Here is an 18,448-nt window from a genome sequence, read left to right as displayed (position 1 = left end):
GTCCCTGCGCGCGGATAATGCGGACCAGCGCCTGACGCCGCTTGGACGGAGATCGGCTGTGTGGAGGCGGACAGATCCACGTTTTTCGCCGACAAGATGCGGCGATATGCGGCGGCTCGTTCCATCGCGGAAAGCCACGTATTTACGCCGACCCAACTTGCCGCGCAGAATATCCAGGTGCGCAGTGATGGTGTAAAGCGCAGTCTTTTCTCGCTTCTGGGGCAGCAGGATATCGACCGTGGCGCAGTTTTGGCGCTTTCGGATGATCTGGGTGAGGTTGATCCCGAAATTATCAATCAGATCGCGATTGATGCGCTGTATCATCAATATGCGGAGCGCCAAACTCGCGATGCCGAGCTGTTGCAGAAAGAAGAAGCGATCCAGATCCCGGATGATCTTGACTACGATTCGATTTCGGGCCTGTCCAACGAGTTGAAATCAAAACTGAATGCCGCGCGTCCGATGACATTGGCAGCCGCAGCAAGGATAGAGGGAATTACCCCGGCGGCGTTGACATTGCTGATCGCTGTTATCAAATCCATGCGCCGGCAGACAGCGTGATGCTTGTTTCACGTGAAACAATGGATCGACTGGACGGCTATGCCGATCTGATCCGAAAGTGGAACCCGCGCATCAATCTGATCGCGCCGGCGACGCTTCCCGATCTGCAGCAGCGTCATATTCAGGACTGTCTTCAGCTTGTCGATCTTGCCAGCGCGGCGGCGGGTGGTTGGGTTGATCTGGGCAGCGGGGGCGGTTTGCCCGGCCTTATCGTCGCAATTTCGCGGCCTGATCTGTCGGTGGCGCTGGTCGAAAGCGATCAGCGCAAGGCGACGTTCATCCGGACCGTGATCCGCGAACTAGGGCTGACGAACAGCAAAGTCATCGTTAATCGCATAGAAAGCGCTGATCCGCTGAACGCCGATATTGTCAGTGCCCGCGCACTTGCACCGCTGCCCTTGCTGATGTCATATGTGCACAGGCACCTGTCCTCTACAGGGACGGCCTGGTTGATGAAGGGGCAAAGCTGGCAGGCAGAGGTTGCCGATGCACGGGAAACTTGGCATTTCGACCTGACCGCACATCAAAGCCGCACAGATTCCAACGCTGCAATATTGGAAATTTCGGGGATTCGTCATGACTGAAGCGCGTATCGTCGCCGTTGCAAACCAAAAGGGCGGGGTCGGTAAAACGACGACGGCCATCAACCTTGGTGCTGCTCTTGGCAGAGCTTGGTCCATTCGGTGGTGATCATATGATCTGGATCCACAGGGCAATGCGTCGACGGGTTTGGGTATTTCGGTCGAAGAACGCGAATTGACCTCGTTCGATTTGCTTGCGGCAGAGCAGAGTCTGGCACAATGTCTGGTGGATACACAGATCGCCAACCTCAAAATCGTCCCTTCGACACCAGATCTGGCATCGGCGGATTTGCAACTTTCTAGTAAGCCGGGGCGCACCCAGTTGCTGCGCAGAAAGCTGCATGACTATCAGGACGCCGAATATATCCTGATCGATTGCCCGCCCGCGCTTGGCCTTTTGACGCTGAATGCGATGGTCGCATCGCATAGCGTTCTTGTCCCGTTGCAGGCTGAATTCTACGCGCTGGAAGGCCTTTCCCAGCTCATGACCACCTTCCGCGAGGTGCGTAACGCCGCAAATCCCGATCTGCGGATCGAGGGCATTCTTCTGACCATGGCCGACAGCCGCAACAACCTGTCCCAGCAGGTCGAGGCGGACGCCCGCAGCACGCTGTCGAAACTGGTCTATGAAACCGTCATTCCGCGCAATGTTCGCCTGTCAGAGGCGCCGTCGCATGCGATGTCGGTCCTGTCCTATGATACCCACTCAAGGAGCAGCGGGGCTTATCGCAGCCTCGCCAGGGAATTCCTGAGCCGCCAGCTCGCAGTCGCTTGATAAGGAAAAAGACGTGGCAGAAAACAAACCTGAAAAGCGTGGTCTGGGTCGCGGTCTTTCGGCCCTGATGGCTGATGTCGATCTGATCCCTTCGGAACGCCCTGCGCAACGACAGACCCTGCCGGTCGAACAACTGACCCCGAACCCTGACCAGCCGCGCCGCAGTTTCGCCCCCGAGGCGCTGCAGGAGCTTGCCGATTCACTGAAGGCGCGCGGCATGTTGCAGCCGCTGATCGTGCGCCCCCATCCCACGGATCGCGGTCTTTACCAGATCGTCGCCGGGGAACGGCGCTGGCGGGCCGCGCAGATGGCGCAATTGCACGAAGTTCCGGTTGTCGTCAGCGATCTTGACGATACCGAGATGCTGGAAATCGCCATTGTCGAAAACATCCAGCGCGCCGATCTGAACGCGATCGAGGAGGCCGCATCCTATCGGCAGCTTATGGACCGCTTTGGCCACACCCAGGAAAAACTGGCCGAGGCGCTGAACAAAAGCCGCAGTCATATCGCAGATCTCTTGCGCCTGCTGAACCTGCCGGAACAGGTGCAGATCTGGCTGAAAGAGGGGAAGCTGTCCGCCGGCCACGCGCGCGCCCTGATCACGGCGCCGAATGCCGTCGAACTGGCGCGCAAGATCATCGAAAAGGGTCTTTCCGTTCGCGAAACCGAAGACCTCGTGCGCAAACAATCCGAGGCCGCCGCGCAACCCAAGGCGCGGCGCAGCGCGGGTTCTGAAAAGGATGCCGATACCCGCGCGCTCGAAGGGGATCTTTCCGCCCAGCTTCGCATGCCCGTCAGCATCAATCATACGGGAACCGAGGGCGGCAAGGCGGTCATCACCTATCGCGATCTGGAACAGCTGGACCGGCTGTGTCAGGTTCTGAACGCTTCGGCATGAAAAGGGCGGGCCTTGGCCCGCCTTTTTCGTTTTCTAGCCCATGATCCGCGCCAGAATTTCCTGTTCAATGCGCAGCAGTTCCGGCGAGCCCCGTGGGGTTTCGGCCACCCGGACGATCCGGAAATCTTCCAGGATATGCCCCTGTCCCAGCACGATCACCCGATCCGAAAGGGCCACCGCTTCGGCCACGTCATGCGTAACCGGGATTGCGGTAAACCCTTCGAGCGCATGGATTTTCCGGATCAGACCCTGCATCGCCAGCCGGGTCAGCGCGTCCAGCGCCCCAAGCGGTTCGTCCAGCATCAGCAGCCGCGGGCCGTTGACCAGAGCGCGGGCCAGCGCCGCGCGTTGCTTTTGCCCGCCAGACAGCCGCGCGGGCCATTCGCCTGCCTTTTCGGAAAGCTGAACGGCCTGCAACGCGCGGCCGACCTCATCCGGGTTTTCACCGGGGCGCAGGCCAACCGCGACATTGTCAGCGACCGATGCCCAGGGCAGCAGGCGCGGTTCCTGAAACATCACGCGCAGGTCTTCCTTGCGGGACTCGACGCTGGCGCCGCCGATGCGGATCTGTCCGGCGCGGGGCTGGTCCAGCCCCGCGATCAGCCGCAGCAGGGTGGATTTGCCGCAACCGCTTTTCCCCACGATCGAAACGAATTCACCCGGCGCGATCCTCAGGTCGATATGGGACAGCACCCGCAGGTCGCCAAAGCCGTGGCTGACGCCGTTTAGTTCGATTTCGGCGCCGTTTTCGGCAATGGGTCGGTCGAGGACGAGTTCATCGATCAGCATGGGCGGGGCTCCAGCGCAGGACGCGGCCTTCCAGAATGCGGGTCAGCGTATCGGCCAGCTTGCCCAGCACCGCGTAAAGAAGAATGGACAGGACGACGATATCCAGTTGCATGAACTCGCGGGATTTCATGGCCAGATAGCCTAGCCCCGACGATGCGGACAGGGTTTCCGCGACGATCAGGGTCAGCCACATGATCCCCAGGGCATAGCGCAGCCCGACAAAGATCGAGGGCAGGGCGCCCGGCAGGATCACCTTGCGAAACAGTGCCGCCGGCCGCATCCCATAGGCGCGGCCCATTTCGATCAGTTGCGGATCGACGCTGCGGATTCCGTGCATCGTATTGAGATATATCAGGGAAAATACTCCAAGCGCGACCAGGAACAGTTTCGCGCCCTCGCCGATGCCGAACCACAGGATGACCAGCGGGATCAGCGCCAGATGGGGGATGTTGCGGATCATCTGCAGGGTGGTGTCCGTCACCTCGTCCCATCGCCGCGACAGCCCATTCGCCAGCCCAAGCGCAAAGCCGATGCCGCCGCCGACGATCAGTCCGGCCAGCGCCCGCGCGGCCGACACGCCCAGATGGGTGAACAACTCGCCGGATGCGGTCATGCTGGCGCCGGTCGCGATGATCTGCGACGGGCGGGGCAGGGCGCGGTCGGAAATCAGCCCGGTCGCGCTGCCGATTTCCCACAGCACCAGAATGGCCAGCGGCAGGGCATAGGGCAGCAGGGCCGAAAACTCGGGGCGATAGCTGCGGCGCGGCGGGTCGCTGCGTTCGGCGAAGCCGTCATAGGTGGTCATCGCGGTCCCCTCAGCTTGTCGCATCCGGGGTCCAGGTGACCGACCGGATATCCAGTTTTGATGGAATGACGCCGATTGCCAGAAAATCGTCGGCCAGCGCCTGTTCATATTCGATATGGTGCTCCTCGACCGGGCCATGTTTGCCCAGATCGGCGCCCTTGCGGGTCAGATAGGTGCGTATCACCTCGGCCGACAGGCCGGTTTCGGTGGCGAAACTCCTGACGGTCTGGTCCAGATTCTGCTGACCGGCGATGCCGACCTTACGGATTTCCTCGATGATCCGGGGGATCAGTTCGGGGTTGTCGCGGGTGTAATCGCCATTCGCGGAATAGAACCCGTATTTGGAATTCAGCCCTTCCGAGGTTTTCAGCACGCGCGTATTCGGCCGCGCTTCGGCCAGCGCCAGATAGGGGTCCCAGATCACCCAGGCATCTATCGCCCCGTTGTCAAAGGCCGCGATGGCATCCGGGGGCGACAGGTCGATCTGGGTGACATCATCCAGCGCGACATCGGCGTTGCGCAGGAATTTAATCAGCACCCCATGCGCCGATGATCCGCGCTTGAAGGCGACGCGCTTGCCCTTCAACTCCTCGACGGATTGCAGGGGCAGATCCTTGGGCACGAGGATGGCGTGGCCTTCGTCCGAGGATTCGGTCGCGGCCACGAACAGCAGATTGCCCCGCGCCGCATGGGCGAAAATCGGGGGGACGTCGCCGGTATATCCGAAATCCAGCGCGTTCGCGCTGAGCGCCTCCAGCATCGGCGGGCCGGATGTGAATTCGGCCCATTCAACGCGCAGGCCCTGATCGGCAAAGGCGCGATCCAGCGCGCCCTCGGCCTTGACCAGACCAAGCACCCCGCCTTTTTGCCAGCCGACACGCAGTTTCGTCGCGGGGGCGGCGCGCAGGATGGTGGGCGCGGCCAGGCTGAAGGCGCCGATCAGCCCCAATGCCGAGGTGTTGCGCCGTGTGATTGCAGTCATCGGAAATTCCTTTCGGTTCGCGCGGTGGGTCAGGCGACCTGCGCGTGCAAATGGTTGGCGGGTGCAAGGAAGGGGGCGAACTGGTCGATGGCGCGATCCAGCCGCGCCAGCGTCTGCGCCCCGGTCAGCCGGCCCGCCTCGAAATCGCGATCCGAGGCGTACAGCCCGGTGGCCAGAACCTGCGCCTCGAAAAAGGCGAACAGCGGGCGCAGTTGATGCTCGATCACCAGCGCGTGCTTTTCGCCCCCGCCGGTCGCGGCCAGCAGCACCGGCTTGCCAGCCAGTGCTGCCGGGTCCAGCAGGTCGAACAGGTGTTTGAACAGCCCGGCATAGCTGCCCTTGAACACCGGGCTTGCAATGACCAGCGCATCCGCGGCGATGATCGTATCGACGATCCCGCGCGCGCCTGCGTCCAGATCCTCCAGTCGCCGTGCCGTGCCAAGCGACGGGCCAAGGTCCAACAGGTCAAAGACCTCGCCCCCGCCGCCATGCCGTGCCGCTGTCCGGGTGACCGCATGTTCCACCAGCGCCCGCGTCCGGGACGGGTTGCTGAGGCTTCCGGCGAAACCTGCGATGGCAAGTCTGGTCATGTCGTTTTCCTTGTCTGTTCGGTGTCAGTTCAGCGCACGGCCGGTTCGGGGCTGAGCGCCCTGGCGTTTCGGGGCGGGCGTCGGATGGTTTCTGTCCGCCACCAGCTTCAGGATATGGGCGGCGATTTCGCGGGCATGGGCGGCGATTTCCGGCGCCCCGATCAACTCGCCGATCTGGCCGCGCGCCAGCGGACCCGCGATCAGGATCTGGCCGGGCAGGGCGCTGTCGCGGCGGGCGGCGTTCAGGCGGTCACGGGTCTTCAGCCCCAGCCCAAGCGGGTCGGCCTCGATCAGGCCAAGGTTCGCCAGCGCCGCCGGCCCCCGGTTGAAGTCGATGGCGCGGGCATGGGCCGGGCCGGTCGCGACGATGACGCGGTCGAACGCATGACGAGACGTTCCAGCGCCTCGCCCCGGCCACGGAAACCGACATGGACGCCTTCGACATCCTCGGCCACGCGCGACAGGCGGGCAGCGACATAAGCCAGCGTGCCCTCTGCCGTGCGGGCGGCGATGATCCGGGCAACTTGCGGCGCGACCCGGTGGCGGTGGGCGTCCCAATAGACCTTGAGATGGCGGTTGAAGCGGGCACGTTCGGTCATGTCCAGCGCGGCCCAGATCTGCTGTCCCTGACGGCGCAGCAGGTTGAACACCGATTGCCAGTTCTCGCCCCGGATTTCCGCATCCTGAACGGCGCGGCGCACGGTCCGCAGCAGGGTCAGGGCCGTGCGCGGAACGGGATTGGTAAAGTCCACGCCGCTGGCCAGCGCCGTCCCGCCATAGGGTTGCGAGCGTTGGCCGTGACGCGCCAGCGCAAGGATCTGGCCGCGATGGCCCTGACGGTCCAGCGTCGCGACGACATCGGCCGAAGTCAGCCCGCTGCCGACGATCAGCACCCGTTCGTTGACGCCGATCGTCTCTAGTCGCGCCGGGCTGAAAGGGTCCAGGATCAGCGCGTTCGAACCGATCAGCGGTTGCAGTTGCGCGGGAATTTCCGGCAGGGGGTTGCCGGTCGCGACGACCAGAATATCGGCCAGTTCGCTGCCGCCATTCGACAGGCTCAGCCGCAGGGTCGGGTCAAAGCCGCGCGTTGCGGTGACATTCATCAGCCGCGCGCGCTGGTGGGTCAGGCTGCCGTCCCGCAGATAGGGGGTCAGATGTTCGGCGACATAGCGCCCGGACAGCCCGCGCTGGACAAAGACCTCGCCGTCGCGGGCAAGATCCGCATCCTCGATCAGCCCGTTATGGTCCAGCCAGTTGATGAAATCGGCCGGCGCCTCGGGGCGCAGACTCATCTGGGATGCGGGGACATTGATGCGATGGGCGGGTTCGCGGGTCGAATAGGCCAGACCCCGGCCCAGTTCGGGTTGGGGTTCGATCACGGTGACGTCGGCGTCGACCCCGGCCTCGGCAAGGTTCCAGGCAATGGCGGCGCCGGTGAAACCTCCGCCAAGGATGGCGATGCGGGGATGATATCGCGATTGGCGGCTCATGCTTCTATCCTCCTGTTACGACGATTTTGGGACGGGTTGCGGGGGCTTGTCCAGGGCGATGGATATTCGCCACGGTTTCGCCGAAGGGACCCATGTTGCTGGTCGCTTCGGTATGGGGCAGCGGGTGGTCCAGCGGCAGCAGCGGCAGGACGCGTTCGCCAAAGCTGTAGGCTTCTTCCAGATGCGGATAGCCCGACAGGATAAAGGTATCGACGCCAGCGCGGCGGTATTCGTCGATCCGTTCCGCGACGGTGGCGGGGTCACCGACCAATGCGGTGCCCGCGCCACCTCGCACCAGTCCGACGCCGGCCCAAAGGTTCGGACTGATTTCCAGCTTGTCGCGGCTGCCGCCATGCAGGGCGCGCATTCGCGCCTGCCCGACCGAATCCATCCGCGAAAACACCTCTTGCGCCTTGGCGATGGTGGCGTCGTCCAGACGGCTGATCAGGCTGTCGGCGGCGGCCCATGCCTCTTTTTCCGTCTCGCGGACGATGACATGCAGGCGGATGCCAAAGCTGAGGGTCCGGCCTTCGCGGGCTGCGGCCTCGCGGACCTTTGCGATCTTGGCGGCGACATCGGCGGGGGGTTCGCCCGAGGTCAGGTATTTGTCGACCAGCCGCGCCGCAACCGCCGTCCCCGCATCGGAGGAGCCGCCGAAATACAGCGGAACCTGTTCCTGCGCGGGCCGATACAGCAGCGTGCCGTTGTCGATGCGGAAATGCCTGCTGTCGTGGTTGACCGTTTCACCGGCCAGCAGCGCCTTGTAGATGTGCAGGAATTCTTCGGTCACCTCATAGCGTTCGGCGTGGTCCAGATGGACGCCGTCGCCCGCGTTTTCGACCGGATCGCCGCCCGTGACCACATTGATCAACAGCCGCCCGTGCGAGGCGCGATCCAGCGTCGCGGTCATCCGGGCGGCAAGGCTGGGCGACAGCAGACCGGGGCGCACCGCGACCAGAAAGCGCAGGTTGCGCGTCACCGGCACCAGCGCCGAGGCAATGACCCAGCTGTCTTCGCAACTGCGCCCGGTCGGCAGCAGCGCCCCGTAAAAGCCCAGATTGTCGGCGGCCTCGGGCGATCTGGGTCAGGTATCCCAGATCAACGGCGCGACCGCCTTCGGCCGTGCCCAGATAGCGCGAATCGCCATGGGTGGGCAGGAACCACAGGACCTTGATCTTGTCGGGTGCGGACATGTTACAGCTTCCTTCCGGGTATGAAATTCAGGCGGCAGTGGCGCGGGATGCGCGGGTGGCCTCTTTGCGGCGAATGACGGGCAGGACGTGGCGCCTGAAATATTCCAGTTCCGGCAGCGGGTTCAGAAAGCTCAGCAGCAGCATGTCTGCGCCGGCGTCCTTCAGCGCCAGAATGCGGTCGGCGATCTGGTCCGGCGTGCCGATCAGGTTGGATCGAAAGCCGTCCTTGTAGCGGACAAGGTCGCGCAGGGTGGAATCGGACCAGTTTTCTTCGGGTGTGCGGGTGATGCGGCCATCGGCGCCGGGCAGATCGTCCAGCGCCTCGGGGTCGGCGGTGGCGGCGATGCTGTCCAGCACGGCGCGGGCCTGTTCCTCGGTGTCGCGGGCGATGACAAAGGCGTTGACCCCGGTGCGGACGCGGCGGTCATGGCCCGTCGCCTTTTCGCGGAGATCGGCGGTTTGCGCGGCCAGCCCCTGGGGCGAGTTGCCATTGGTGAAATACCAATCCGCCACCCGCGCCGCCGTGTCGCGCGCCGCGCTGGATGTGCCGCCCTGAAAGATTTCGGGCTGCGGATCCAGCGGTTTCGGCTGCATGCGATAGGCGTCGAAACGGTAATGCTTACCGGCAAAGCTGAATGCGTCCTCGGTCCAGATGCCACGCAGGGCGCGGACGAATTCCTCGGCCCGTTCGTGACGTTCGGCCAGATCGGGCCAGGGCTCGCCGATGGCGTCGAATTCGCCGCGATACCAGCCGCTGACCACGTTCAGCGCGATGCGCCCGCGCGTCAGGTGGTTGATCGTGGCGATCTGCTTCGCGGCCAGCGCGGGTTTCCACGGCCCCGGCAGGATCGCCGCGATGACGCGCAGCTTTTCGGTCGCGGCCAGCAGCGCATGGCTGAAGGCCACCGATTCATGCTGGCTTTCAACCCCGCGACCCGCGGCAAAGCGGATCTGCGTCAGGGCATAGTCGAACCCGGCGGCTTCGGCCGCGCGGGCAAGGGTGATATTGTCGTCGATGTCCCAGATCGTGCCGCGATCATAGTCGCGAATCACCACCTCGCGCGAGGTGCTGGGCACCCAATAGGCAAAGCGCAGGGGATCGGCGTTGCGGGTCATCGAAGGTCCTTTGGCTTTAATTCGACTACATCAATCGTGATTTAGATAATTACCGGGGATGCGCCCTTGCGGCCATTCCAAAACCGGGCGTCTGCGGGGTGGAATTCGCTATGGATTCGCCGGGACCGTAGAATGATCTTCTACGTCGCCCGCACCGCAACCGGGCCGATTCGCTGTTTTCCACCCGACATTGCGGCAAGGGAAAAATTGCAACTTGTGGAAAACACATGAAATTAATAACTACTACAACGGTCGAGATTAGGTAATATAAACCTGTCGCCAGAACCACCTGAACCAGAACCTCCGGCGACAGGAACAGCGAATAAGGAAACCGACATGACGGCCACGACAGAACTGGACCTGATCGACCGCAAGATCGTCGCCTCGCTGATGGAGGACGCATCGCTGTCCGTCGCACGGCTGGCGGAACGGGTGGGCCTGTCGCAGACGCCCTGCTGGAAACGCATCCAGAAACTGGAAAGCCGGGGGATCATCACCGGGCGCGTGGCGCGGGTCGATCCGGCCAAGCTGGGGCTGGGGCTGACCGTCTTTGTCGCGATCGAGGCGACGGACCACAGTTCCGAATGGCGCGACGACTTCAATTCGCAGATCGCCCGCCACCCCGAGATCGTCGAGGCATACCGTCTGGCCGGGCCGACCGATTACCTGCTGCGCGTCGTGGTCAAGGACATGGGCGCCTTTGATGAATTCTACCGGCGTCTGACGAATTCGGTGAATGTGCGCAACGTGACCTCGCATTTCGCGATGGAGCCGGTCAAGGACACCAAGGTCCTGCCCATCGACACGATGAACCGCTGATCAGCGGATCTCGCGTTCCGACCCGTCGGGATGCACATGGCGATAGTAGTCGCCCAGTTGCAGCGCCGATGCGGCGGGCCTGTCCAGAACCGCGACGGCTTTGGGGTGCATTTGCAGGGCCGAGGCCGGGCAGACCGCCGACACAGGGCCTTCGATCATGGCGGCGACGGCGCGGGCCTTGTCATCGCCGGTCGCGACCAGCAGGCATTGCCGTGCGTCCAGAATCGTGCCGACCCCCATCGTGATCGCGAAAGCGGGGACGGTTTCATCCGGGCCAAAGAACCGGCTGTTGGCTTCGCGCGTCTGGCGCGTCAGCGTTTTCACCCGCGTGCGCGAACCCAGGCTGGAGGTCGGTTCGTTGAAACCGATATGGCCATTCCGCCCGATCCCCAGCAGTTGCAGGTCGATCCCGCCGGCGCGGCGGATCCGGTCTTCGTAGCGTTCCGCCTCGACCATCGGATTGGCGGCATCGCCGCGCGGCAGATGTGTCAGGGCGGGGTCGATATCGGTCAGGTCGAACAGCGCCCGGCGCATATAGCTGCGGTAGGATTGCGGATGTTCGGGGGCCAGCCCGACATATTCGTCCAGATTGAAGCTGGTGATTCCCGACAGGCTCAGCCCCGCGCGGTGGCGGATGACCAGCCGTTCATAGATCGGCAGCATCGTCCCGCCGGTCGCCAGACCCAGCACTGCCCGGTGATTGGCCGTGATTTCATCGGCGATCAGCCCGGCGGCCCGATCATATGCCGCGCCCGCATCCTCGAGGATCAGAACCTTCATCGCATTCCCCCTGTGGCGGGACTTGTGGCGGGGCCGATGCTGACAGCCTTGGGGCACAGGTCAAGGCCCAAGCCGACCATGAAAAAGGCCGCCGGGATGCGGCGGCCTGTCTGTCTGGTCGTTCCGGCCCGGATCAGCCGGGGTTCGAACTGACGCCGACCTGCGCCGGGCGCAGCAGCCGGTCATGCAGCATGAAACCGGTGTTCATCACCTGAATGATGCTGCCCGCAGTGGTGCCGGGCAGGGGCGCCTCGAACATCGCCTCATGTTGCTGGGGGTCGAAGCGGTCGCCGACGACCGGGGTGATCAGGCGGATGCCGTGGCGCTGGAAGACGGTTTCCAGTTCGCGCAGGGTCAGTTCGACGCCTTCGATCAGGCCGGGGGCGGCGGCGCGGACATCGTCGCCCGCCGCATCCAGCGCGCGGATCAGGTTGTCATGGACCGGCAGCAATTCGCGGGCCAGACGCGAGCCGCCGTATTGTTCGGCGTCGCGGCGTTCCTTGTCGGCGCGCTTGCGGGCGTTTTCCGCATCGGCCAGCGCCCGCATGAAGCGGTCGCGGTAGTCGTCACGTTCGGCGATGATCGCGTCAACATTCGGCATGGCGTCGAATTCGACCGCCTCTGCCGCGATATCGGCATCCGTGGCCTGAGCGTCCGCGTGATCTGGATTCGGATTCTCTTGCACCATCTTCTTATCAACCCTTTCTGCCGGACAGGATCCGCCCGACAAGCTGCGCAGTATAGTCGACAATCGGCACGATCCGCCCGTAGTTCAGCCGGGTCGGACCGATGACGCCGACGGCGCCGACAATTTTTCGATCAGAGTTCATATAGGGTGAAACCACCAAAGAGGAACCCGAAAGTGAAAACAGCTTGTTTTCCGAACCGATAAAGATGCGCACGCCCTCGCCATCCTCGGCCAGTTCCAGAAAGCGGGCGATGTCGCGCTTGCGTTCCAGATCGTCGAACAGTTCGCGCACGCGTTCCAGATCGGCCTTTTCGTGATCCAGCAGGTTCGACCGGCCGCGCACGATCAGCCGCGGATCGGGGCCGTCGCCATGCCACAGCGCCAGGCCTGCCTGCACCAGTTCTGCCGCTGCCCCGTCCAACTGCTGGCGGCGCAGCGCGATTTCCGTGGCGATGCCTCCGCGCAGATCGGTCAGGGTGCGGCCTTCGCCGATCGAATTCAGGAAATTCCCCGCCTCGCGCATGGAACTGGGGGTCTGGCCAAGCGGCGGGGTAAAGATGCGGTTTTCGACCCGGCCATCGGCAAAGACCAGCACCACCAGCGCGCGATCCGGGCCAAGGCTGACGAATTCGATATGGCGCAACGGCGCCTCTTGTTTCGGCATCAGCACCAGCGATGCGCCATGCGTCAGCGACGACAGCGCCCCGCCGACCCGGTCCAGCATCTGCCCGGTATCGGCATTGTCATCGCCGATGGTTTCCTCGATCCGGCTGCGGTCGTCGTCGTTGACCGGCCCCGCCTCCATCAGGGCATCGACGAACAGGCGCAGGCCCAGCTGGGTGGGCAGGCGGCCGGCGGAAATATGCGGACTGTCCAGCAGGCCCAGAAACTCCAGATCCTGCATGACGTTGCAGATCGTCGCGGCGCTGACCTTTTCGGTCATGTCGCGGGTCAGGGTGCGCGAACCCACCGGTTCGCCGGTGTCCAGATAGGCCTCGACCACGCGGCGAAAGACCTCGCGCGACCGATCATTCATTTCAGACAGCAGGCTGGTTTCGGGCATCGTTACGGCAATCGGGACAATCGGACAGGCGACGGGTTGCGGCAGGGGTGGGCTGACCTGTATCTGACAGTGAAACTCGATAAGGAAAAGCGAATGCGCCCGTCTGGAAGAAACTTAAGCGAAATGCGCCCGATTTCAATTGAAACCGGGGTCATGCGCCATGCCGAGGGCGCCTGTCTGATCCGTTGCGGCGGGACCGAGGTGCTCTGCACCGCCACCATCGAAGAAAAATGCCCGCCTTTCCTGAAAGGCTCGGGGCTGGGCTGGGTCACCGCCGAATATGGCATGCTGCCCCGCGCCACCAACAGCCGCAACCGGCGCGAGGCGGCATCCGGCAAGCAATCGGGCCGGACGCAGGAAATCCAGCGCCTGATCGGGCGGTCGCTGCGCGCGGGCGTGGATCGCCGCGCCCTGGGCGAACGCCAGATCATCGTCGATTGCGACGTGATCAATGCCGATGGCGGCACGCGCTGCGCGTCGATCACCGGGGGCTGGGTCGCGCTGCGCCTGGCGGTGAACAAGCTGATGAAAGCCGGTCTGGTGACCAGCGATCCGCTGATCGACCATGTGGCGGCGGTGTCCTGCGGCATCTATGCCGGGCAGTCGGTTCTGGATCTGGATTATGCCGAAGACAGCGAAGCCGGCACCGATGGCAATTTCGTCATGACCGGCGCGGGCCGCCTGATCGAGGTGCAGATGTCGGCCGAAGGCGCGACCTTTTCCCGTGATCAGATGACCGATCTGCTGGATCTGGCCGAAAAGGGCATGGCCGAACTGGTCGCCGCGCAAAAGGCCGCCATGGCATGAGAAAACTGGCCGAACGCAAGCTCTTGGTCGCGACCCATAACGCGGGCAAGCTGGACGAAATCCGCGCCATGATGGCCCCCCACGGAATCGAGGTCACCAGCGCGGGCGAAATGGGCCTGCCCGAACCTGTCGAGACCGAGGATACATTCATCGGCAACGCAAGGATCAAGGCGCGTTCGGCCGTCGAAGCCACCGGCCTGCCGGTTCTGGCCGATGACAGCGGCATCACCGTTGACGGGCTGGACGGGGCACCGGGGGTTTACACCGCCGATTGGGCCGAAACCCCGGACGGGCGCGACTTCATGCAGGCGATGACCCGGACATGGCGCGAACTGGACGAACGCGGGGCGCCCGAACCTCGCACCGCCCAGTTCCGCGCGACTCTGCTGCTGATGTGGCCGGATGGTCATGAGGAGGTGTTCCAGGGCGTCGCCCCCGGTCGCCTTGTCTGGCCGCCGCGCGGTCCGCACGGCCACGGCTATGACCCGATCTTCGTTCCCGACGGCCATGACCGCACCTTTGCCGAAATGTCCGCGGACGAAAAAAATGCAATCAGCCACCGCGCTGATGCGTTCCGCAAACTGGAGGCTGCGCTTGCGTAGAATCTCGACCGGATCGCCGTTCGAGGCGGCGATGGGATATTCCCGCGCGGTGGTCAGGGGCGATTGGTGTTTCATATCTGGCGTGACCGGCTATGACTATTCGACAATGACCATGCCGGACGCCCCGGATGAACAGGCAATGAATTGTTTTGAAACGATTCTGTCTGTCCTGAAGGAATCTGGTTTTTCGGCCGATGATATCGTCCGCGTCCAGTATACCGTGACGGATCGGGCCCATGTCGATGCCATCATTCCGGTTCTGGGGAACTATCTGGGCGATATACGTCCGGCAGCCACGATGGTCATTGCCGGATTGATCAAACCGGAAATGAAAATAGAGATCGAGGTCACCGCCTTCAGGGGCTGACAGGGGGCCAACAGCAGCAGGCAAGCGATGTCCGACATGCCAGCCGAAATCAATGCCTGCGCCGATGACTGGCGCGCGGGGGGCTTTGCGCTTTATGTGCATTGGCCCTTTTGCGCGTCGAAATGCCCCTATTGCGATTTCAACAGCCATGTCACCGCGCAGGTCGATCAGGCGCGTTGGGCGCGGGCGCTGAGCGGCGAAATCGCGCGTCTTGGCGCAGAGGTGCCGGGGCGGGTGCTGAACAGCATCTTTTTCGGCGGCGGCACGCCCAGCCTGATGGCGCCCGAAACCGTGTCTGCGGTGATCGAGGCCGCGCGCGCCGCATGGCCCTTTGCCAATGACATGGAAATCTCGCTGGAGGCCAATCCGACCAGTGTCGAGATGGGCCGTTTTCGCGCCTATGGCGATGCCGGGGTCAACCGGTTGTCGATGGGCGTGCAGGCGCTGAACGACGACGACCTGCGCCGCCTTGGCCGGATGCATTCCGTGGCCGAGGCACGGGCGGCATTCGACATCGCGCGCAACTGTTTCGACCGCGTCAGCTTTGATCTGATCTATGCCCGGCAGGACCAAAGCCGCGAGGATTGGCGGGCCGAACTGAAACAGGCGCTGTCGATGGCTGTCGATCACCTGTCGCTGTATCAGTTGACCATCGAACCCGGCACGGCCTTTGGTGCGCGTCATGCCAGGGGCGGGTTGCGCGGTCTGCCCGACGACGATCTGGCAGCGGATATGTATCTGGAAACGCAGGATATCTGTGCTGATGCCGGGATGCCTGCCTATGAGGTGTCGAATCACGCAGGTCCCGATGCGGAAAGCCGTCACAATCTGGTCTATTGGCGTCAGGGCGATTGGGCCGCCGTCGGCCCCGGCGCGCATGGCCGCCTGACCCTGCCCGGAACCCGCCTTGCGACCGAGGCGCATCGCGCCCCCGGTGAATGGCTGGCCGCGGTCGAGGGGCAGGGCAGCGGCGATGTGCTGCGCGACGGCCTGACGCTGGATGACCGCGCGCTGGAATATCTGCTGATGTCCCTGCGGCTGACCGAAGGGATGGCGCTTGCCCGCTACGAATCGCTGGCCCGCGCCCGCCTGCCCGCTGCGAAACTGGAGGATCTGCAGCAGATGGGGCTGATCCGCGTCGATGCGGGCCGGGTCTGCGCGACCGATCAGGGACGCCCGGTCCTGAACGCGATTCTGCGCGAACTGGCGGCCTGAGACATGCGGATCCTCTGGCTGTGCATCGGATGGGTGGCGCTGGCTCTGGGCCTGATCGGCGCCGTGCTGCCGGTGATGCCGACCGTGCCCTTCATGCTGGTCGCGGTCTGGGCCTTTTCGCGCAGCTCACCACAATTGCGTGACCGGATTTTGAACAACCCCAGCTTTGGCCCCGCGATCCGGGGCTGGCAGGAACGGGGCGTCATCAGCCGCAAGGCCAAGCTATGCGCCATCGGCGCCATGTCCGCCGGAATCCTGTTTTCGCTGTGGCTGGGCCTGTCGGTCCGGGTCATCGCGGTGCAGGCGGCGATCTGCGCGGCGGTGGCGGTCTTCATCGCCTCGCGCCCGGAAACCTGACGCGCCAAGTCCCGGTTCCGAACTCTCTGTTCAGCCCATGCTACAACCTTTTGACCACTTGCGCCGACAAGCCTCGGCGCGTGATTTTGCATATAGTTAAGGTCTATCGGAGGAAGGACCATGGTTGATACTAGCGGCGTCAAGATTCACCCCGCCGTCGATAACGGAATCAAGCCGACGAAGCCCGGCTTTTCCGGTGGTGAACTGCAGTGCAAATGTTCGTCGAATCCCGTTCGCGTAAAAGTCGGCGGCCAGACCGCCCATAACCACGTCTGCGGCTGCACCAAATGCTGGAAGCCCGAGGGCGCGATCTTTTCCCAGGTCGCCGTCGTCGGTCGCGATGCGGTGCAGGTCACGGAAAACGCCGACAAGCTGGAAATCGTCAACGCCGAAGCGCCGATCCAGCGTCACCGCTGCAAGGGCTGCGGCGTTCACATGTATGGCCGCATCGAAAATCAGGACCACCCGTTCTACGGTCTGGATTTCGTGCATACCGAACTGTCGGCCGAAGATGGCTGGTCGGCGCCGGAATTCGCGGCCTTTGTCAGCTCGATCATCGAATCGGGTGTCGAGCCGTCGCGCATGGACGCCATCCGCGCCCGGCTGCGCGAACTGGGTCTGGAGCCCTATGACGCGCTGTCGCCCCCGCTGATGGATGCGATCGCGACTCATATCGCGAAACGCTCGGGCGCACTTCCTGCCTGAACGGACATCCGTTAACGTCGTGAAACATGGGGGTCGGGCAACCGGCCCCCGCCGCAATCGAAAAGGGTTGCACGCGACCCGAAGCCCAAGACGACGCCGGCCGCAAAGGCCCGTTACTTTCAAGGAGAGCCAGAGATGAGAACACGCGCAGCCGTCGCAGTCGAAGCGGGCAAGCCGCTTGAGATCATGGAAGTCAACCTGGAAGGCCCCAAGGCCGGCGAGGTCCTGATCGAAATCAAGGCAACCGGCATCTGCCACACCGACGAATTCACCCTGTCGGGCGCCGATCCCGAAGGCGTCTTCCCCGCGATTCTGGGCCATGAAGGCGCAGGCATCGTGCTGGAGGTCGGCGAAGGCGTGACCTCGGTCAAGCCGGGCGACCATGTCATCCCGCTGTATACCCCGGAATGCCGTCAATGTGCGTCCTGCCTGTCGGGCAAGACCAACATGTGCCACGCGATCCGCGCGACCCAGGGCCAGGGCCTGATGCCCGATGGCACCACCCGTTTTTCCATGCTGGATGGCACGCCCATCTATCACTACATGGGCTGCTCGACCTTTGCGAACCACACGGTTCTGCCGGAAATCTCGGTCGCGAAAGTGCGCGAGGATGCGCCTTTCGACAAGATCTGCTACATCGGCTGCGGCGTCACTACCGGCATCGGTGCGGTGATCTATACCGCCAAGGTCGAAATCGGCGCCAAGGCCGTGGTTTTCGGTCTGGGCGGTATCGGCCTGAACGTGATTCAGGGCCTGCGTCTGGCCGGCGCCGACATGATCATCGGTGTTGACCTGAACGACGGCAAAAAGGAAATGGCGGAACGCTTCGGCATGACCCATTTCATCAACCCGAAAAACGTCGAAAACGTCGTGCAGGAAATCGTCAATCTGACGAAAACCCCCTTCGACCAGATCGGCGGCGCGGATTACAGCTTTGACTGCACCGGCAACGTCAATGTCATGCGTCAGGCGCTGGAATGCACCCACCGCGGCTGGGGCCAGTCGATCGTCATCGGCGTGGCGCCCGCAGGCGCGGAAATCAGCACCCGTCCGTTCCAGCTGGTCACCGGCCGCGTCTGGAAGGGCTCGGCCTTTGGCGGCGCGCGTGGCCGGACCGACGTTCCCAAGATCGTCGACTGGTATATGGACGGCAAGATCGAGATCGACCCGATGATCACCCACACGCTGAAGCTGGAAGACATCAACAAGGGCTTCGACCTGATGCATGCCGGTGAATCGATCCGCGCGGTCGTTCTTTACTGATC

At 63.5% G+C, this 18,448-nt stretch carries 21 protein-coding genes and 2 pseudogenes; 12 read left to right on the top strand and 11 right to left on the bottom strand.

The window, feature by feature from the left end; translation table 11 throughout:
- Nucleotides 1-60 precede the first annotated feature (60 nt).
- From PE067_RS02635 to PE067_RS02620, 4 genes and pseudogenes are all read left to right on the top strand, one after another.
- On the top strand, nucleotides 61-561 hold the full coding sequence (locus tag PE067_RS02635; protein WP_276187707.1) for a hypothetical protein: 501 nt from the start codon (nucleotides 61-63) through the stop codon (nucleotides 559-561).
- 20 nt (nucleotides 562-581) lie between these two features.
- Nucleotides 582-1,145, top strand: a complete 564-nt coding sequence (gene rsmG, locus PE067_RS02630) for a 16S rRNA (guanine(527)-N(7))-methyltransferase RsmG (protein WP_276187706.1) — start codon at nucleotides 582-584, stop codon at nucleotides 1,143-1,145.
- Nucleotides 1,138-1,917: pseudogene (locus PE067_RS02625) on the top strand (ParA family protein). The gene rsmG and the pseudogene PE067_RS02625 overlap by 8 nt, the downstream one beginning before the upstream one ends.
- Nucleotides 1,918-1,930: 13 nt before the next feature.
- Complete coding sequence (locus tag PE067_RS02620; RefSeq protein ID WP_276187705.1) at nucleotides 1,931-2,815, top strand: ParB/RepB/Spo0J family partition protein; 885 nt, start codon at nucleotides 1,931-1,933, stop codon at nucleotides 2,813-2,815.
- A gap of 33 nt (nucleotides 2,816-2,848) precedes the next feature.
- Here PE067_RS02620 and PE067_RS02615 read toward each other — a convergent pair whose 3' ends face one another.
- From PE067_RS02615 to sfnG, 8 genes and pseudogenes are all read right to left on the bottom strand, one after another.
- Nucleotides 2,849-3,604, bottom strand: a complete 756-nt coding sequence (locus tag PE067_RS02615; RefSeq protein ID WP_276187704.1) for an ATP-binding cassette domain-containing protein — start codon at nucleotides 3,602-3,604, stop codon at nucleotides 2,849-2,851.
- Nucleotides 3,591-4,409 carry an ABC transporter permease subunit gene (locus PE067_RS02610; protein WP_276187703.1) on the bottom strand — a complete coding sequence of 273 codons (819 nt, stop codon included), beginning with the start codon at nucleotides 4,407-4,409 and terminating at the stop codon, nucleotides 3,591-3,593. Before PE067_RS02610 ends, PE067_RS02615 begins: the two co-directional genes overlap by 14 nt.
- A gap of 10 nt (nucleotides 4,410-4,419) precedes the next feature.
- Nucleotides 4,420-5,391, bottom strand: a complete 972-nt coding sequence (locus tag PE067_RS02605) for an aliphatic sulfonate ABC transporter substrate-binding protein (protein ID WP_276187702.1) — start codon at nucleotides 5,389-5,391, stop codon at nucleotides 4,420-4,422.
- 29 nt (nucleotides 5,392-5,420) lie between these two features.
- Nucleotides 5,421-5,981, bottom strand: coding sequence for an FMN reductase (msuE, locus tag PE067_RS02600; RefSeq protein ID WP_276187701.1), 561 nt, complete (start codon nucleotides 5,979-5,981; stop codon nucleotides 5,421-5,423).
- Nucleotides 5,982-6,005: 24 nt separating this feature from the next.
- The gene (locus tag PE067_RS02595) at nucleotides 6,006-6,146 is read right to left on the bottom strand and encodes a hypothetical protein (RefSeq protein WP_276187700.1); all 141 of its coding nucleotides are present in this window, start codon (nucleotides 6,144-6,146) and stop codon (nucleotides 6,006-6,008) included.
- A 125-nt stretch (nucleotides 6,147-6,271) separates the two neighbouring features.
- On the bottom strand, nucleotides 6,272-7,471 hold the full coding sequence (locus PE067_RS02590; protein WP_276187699.1) for an FAD-dependent oxidoreductase: 1,200 nt from the start codon (nucleotides 7,469-7,471) through the stop codon (nucleotides 6,272-6,274).
- A gap of 4 nt (nucleotides 7,472-7,475) precedes the next feature.
- A pseudogene (ssuD, locus tag PE067_RS02585) lies at nucleotides 7,476-8,646 on the bottom strand (FMNH2-dependent alkanesulfonate monooxygenase).
- Nucleotides 8,647-8,691: 45 nt separating this feature from the next.
- Nucleotides 8,692-9,780, bottom strand: a complete 1,089-nt coding sequence (gene sfnG / locus PE067_RS02580; RefSeq protein ID WP_276187698.1) for a dimethylsulfone monooxygenase SfnG — start codon at nucleotides 9,778-9,780, stop codon at nucleotides 8,692-8,694.
- 336 nt (nucleotides 9,781-10,116) lie between these two features.
- On the opposite strand from sfnG, the gene PE067_RS02575 reads away from it, so the two are divergent.
- A complete protein-coding gene (locus tag PE067_RS02575) occupies nucleotides 10,117-10,599 on the top strand; it encodes an Lrp/AsnC family transcriptional regulator (protein ID WP_276187696.1) in 483 nt (160 codons plus the stop codon).
- On the opposite strand, the gene nagB is transcribed toward PE067_RS02575, so the two are convergent.
- The 3 genes from nagB to hrcA all read right to left on the bottom strand — a co-directional run bounded on the left by nagB (nucleotide 10,600) and on the right by hrcA (nucleotide 13,130).
- Nucleotides 10,600-11,379 carry a glucosamine-6-phosphate deaminase gene (gene nagB, locus PE067_RS02570; protein WP_276187695.1) on the bottom strand — a complete coding sequence of 260 codons (780 nt, stop codon included), beginning with the start codon at nucleotides 11,377-11,379 and terminating at the stop codon, nucleotides 10,600-10,602.
- Nucleotides 11,380-11,512: 133 nt separating this feature from the next.
- The gene (locus PE067_RS02565) at nucleotides 11,513-12,067 is read right to left on the bottom strand and encodes a nucleotide exchange factor GrpE (protein ID WP_276187694.1); all 555 of its coding nucleotides are present in this window, start codon (nucleotides 12,065-12,067) and stop codon (nucleotides 11,513-11,515) included.
- 7 nt (nucleotides 12,068-12,074) lie between these two features.
- Complete coding sequence (gene hrcA, locus PE067_RS02560; protein WP_276187693.1) at nucleotides 12,075-13,130, bottom strand: heat-inducible transcriptional repressor HrcA; 1,056 nt, start codon at nucleotides 13,128-13,130, stop codon at nucleotides 12,075-12,077.
- 93 nt (nucleotides 13,131-13,223) lie between these two features.
- Between hrcA and rph the strand changes: the two genes are divergently transcribed.
- The 7 genes from rph (at nucleotide 13,224) to PE067_RS02525 (ending at nucleotide 18,446) form a co-directional block, all read left to right on the top strand.
- Nucleotides 13,224-13,937: a ribonuclease PH gene (gene rph, locus PE067_RS02555; protein WP_276187691.1), complete on the top strand. Its 714-nt coding sequence runs from the start codon at nucleotides 13,224-13,226 to the stop codon at nucleotides 13,935-13,937.
- Nucleotides 13,934-14,539 (top strand): RdgB/HAM1 family non-canonical purine NTP pyrophosphatase, encoded by a 606-nt coding sequence (gene rdgB, locus PE067_RS02550; protein WP_276187690.1) that lies wholly within the window; start codon nucleotides 13,934-13,936, stop codon nucleotides 14,537-14,539. Before rph ends, rdgB begins: the two co-directional genes overlap by 4 nt.
- Entirely contained in the window at nucleotides 14,532-14,906 is a 375-nt protein-coding gene (locus tag PE067_RS02545; RefSeq protein ID WP_276187689.1) for a RidA family protein, read from the top strand. The genes rdgB and PE067_RS02545 overlap by 8 nt, the downstream gene beginning before the upstream one ends.
- A gap of 27 nt (nucleotides 14,907-14,933) precedes the next feature.
- Complete coding sequence (hemW, locus tag PE067_RS02540) at nucleotides 14,934-16,121, top strand: radical SAM family heme chaperone HemW (RefSeq protein WP_276187688.1); 1,188 nt, start codon at nucleotides 14,934-14,936, stop codon at nucleotides 16,119-16,121.
- Between the two features lie 3 nt (nucleotides 16,122-16,124).
- Nucleotides 16,125-16,478, top strand: a complete 354-nt coding sequence (locus PE067_RS02535; RefSeq protein WP_276187687.1) for a YbaN family protein — start codon at nucleotides 16,125-16,127, stop codon at nucleotides 16,476-16,478.
- Between the two features lie 120 nt (nucleotides 16,479-16,598).
- Nucleotides 16,599-17,183 carry an S-(hydroxymethyl)glutathione synthase gene (gene gfa, locus PE067_RS02530; RefSeq protein ID WP_276187686.1) on the top strand — a complete coding sequence of 195 codons (585 nt, stop codon included), beginning with the start codon at nucleotides 16,599-16,601 and terminating at the stop codon, nucleotides 17,181-17,183.
- Between the two features lie 135 nt (nucleotides 17,184-17,318).
- Complete coding sequence (locus PE067_RS02525) at nucleotides 17,319-18,446, top strand: S-(hydroxymethyl)glutathione dehydrogenase/class III alcohol dehydrogenase (RefSeq protein WP_276187685.1); 1,128 nt, start codon at nucleotides 17,319-17,321, stop codon at nucleotides 18,444-18,446.
- The last annotated feature ends 2 nt before the right edge of the window (nucleotides 18,447-18,448 follow it).

It is taken from the genome of Paracoccus sp. DMF-8, from assembly GCF_029309835.1.
Taxonomy (GTDB): Bacteria; Pseudomonadota; Alphaproteobacteria; order Rhodobacterales; family Rhodobacteraceae; genus Paracoccus.
This window is presented reverse-complemented; position numbering and strand designations above follow the sequence as displayed.

Excerpts from the sequence above, each read along its gene's own strand:
- rph (WP_276187691.1), top strand. The coding sequence starts at position 13,224 with ATGCGCCCGTCTGGAAGAAACTTAAGCGAAATGCGCCCGATTTCAATT.
- PE067_RS02575 (WP_276187696.1), top strand. The coding sequence starts at position 10,117 with ATGACGGCCACGACAGAACTGGACCTGATCGACCGCAAGATCGTCGCC.
- PE067_RS02590 (WP_276187699.1), bottom strand. The coding sequence starts at position 7,471 with ATGAGCCGCCAATCGCGATATCATCCCCGCATCGCCATCCTTGGCGGA.
- hrcA (WP_276187693.1), bottom strand. The coding sequence starts at position 13,130 with ATGCCCGAAACCAGCCTGCTGTCTGAAATGAATGATCGGTCGCGCGAG.
- rsmG (WP_276187706.1), top strand. The coding sequence starts at position 582 with ATGGATCGACTGGACGGCTATGCCGATCTGATCCGAAAGTGGAACCCG.
- sfnG (WP_276187698.1), bottom strand. The coding sequence starts at position 9,780 with ATGACCCGCAACGCCGATCCCCTGCGCTTTGCCTATTGGGTGCCCAGC.
- PE067_RS02605 (WP_276187702.1), bottom strand. The coding sequence starts at position 5,391 with ATGACTGCAATCACACGGCGCAACACCTCGGCATTGGGGCTGATCGGC.
- gfa (WP_276187686.1), top strand. The coding sequence starts at position 16,599 with ATGGTTGATACTAGCGGCGTCAAGATTCACCCCGCCGTCGATAACGGA.
- PE067_RS02610 (WP_276187703.1), bottom strand. The coding sequence starts at position 4,409 with ATGACCACCTATGACGGCTTCGCCGAACGCAGCGACCCGCCGCGCCGC.
- nagB (WP_276187695.1), bottom strand. The coding sequence starts at position 11,379 with ATGAAGGTTCTGATCCTCGAGGATGCGGGCGCGGCATATGATCGGGCC.
- msuE (WP_276187701.1), bottom strand. The coding sequence starts at position 5,981 with ATGACCAGACTTGCCATCGCAGGTTTCGCCGGAAGCCTCAGCAACCCG.
- PE067_RS02525 (WP_276187685.1), top strand. The coding sequence starts at position 17,319 with ATGAGAACACGCGCAGCCGTCGCAGTCGAAGCGGGCAAGCCGCTTGAG.
- PE067_RS02615 (WP_276187704.1), bottom strand. The coding sequence starts at position 3,604 with ATGCTGATCGATGAACTCGTCCTCGACCGACCCATTGCCGAAAACGGC.
- hemW (WP_276187688.1), top strand. The coding sequence starts at position 14,934 with ATGTCCGACATGCCAGCCGAAATCAATGCCTGCGCCGATGACTGGCGC.
- PE067_RS02535 (WP_276187687.1), top strand. The coding sequence starts at position 16,125 with ATGCGGATCCTCTGGCTGTGCATCGGATGGGTGGCGCTGGCTCTGGGC.
- rdgB (WP_276187690.1), top strand. The coding sequence starts at position 13,934 with ATGAGAAAACTGGCCGAACGCAAGCTCTTGGTCGCGACCCATAACGCG.
- PE067_RS02565 (WP_276187694.1), bottom strand. The coding sequence starts at position 12,067 with ATGGTGCAAGAGAATCCGAATCCAGATCACGCGGACGCTCAGGCCACG.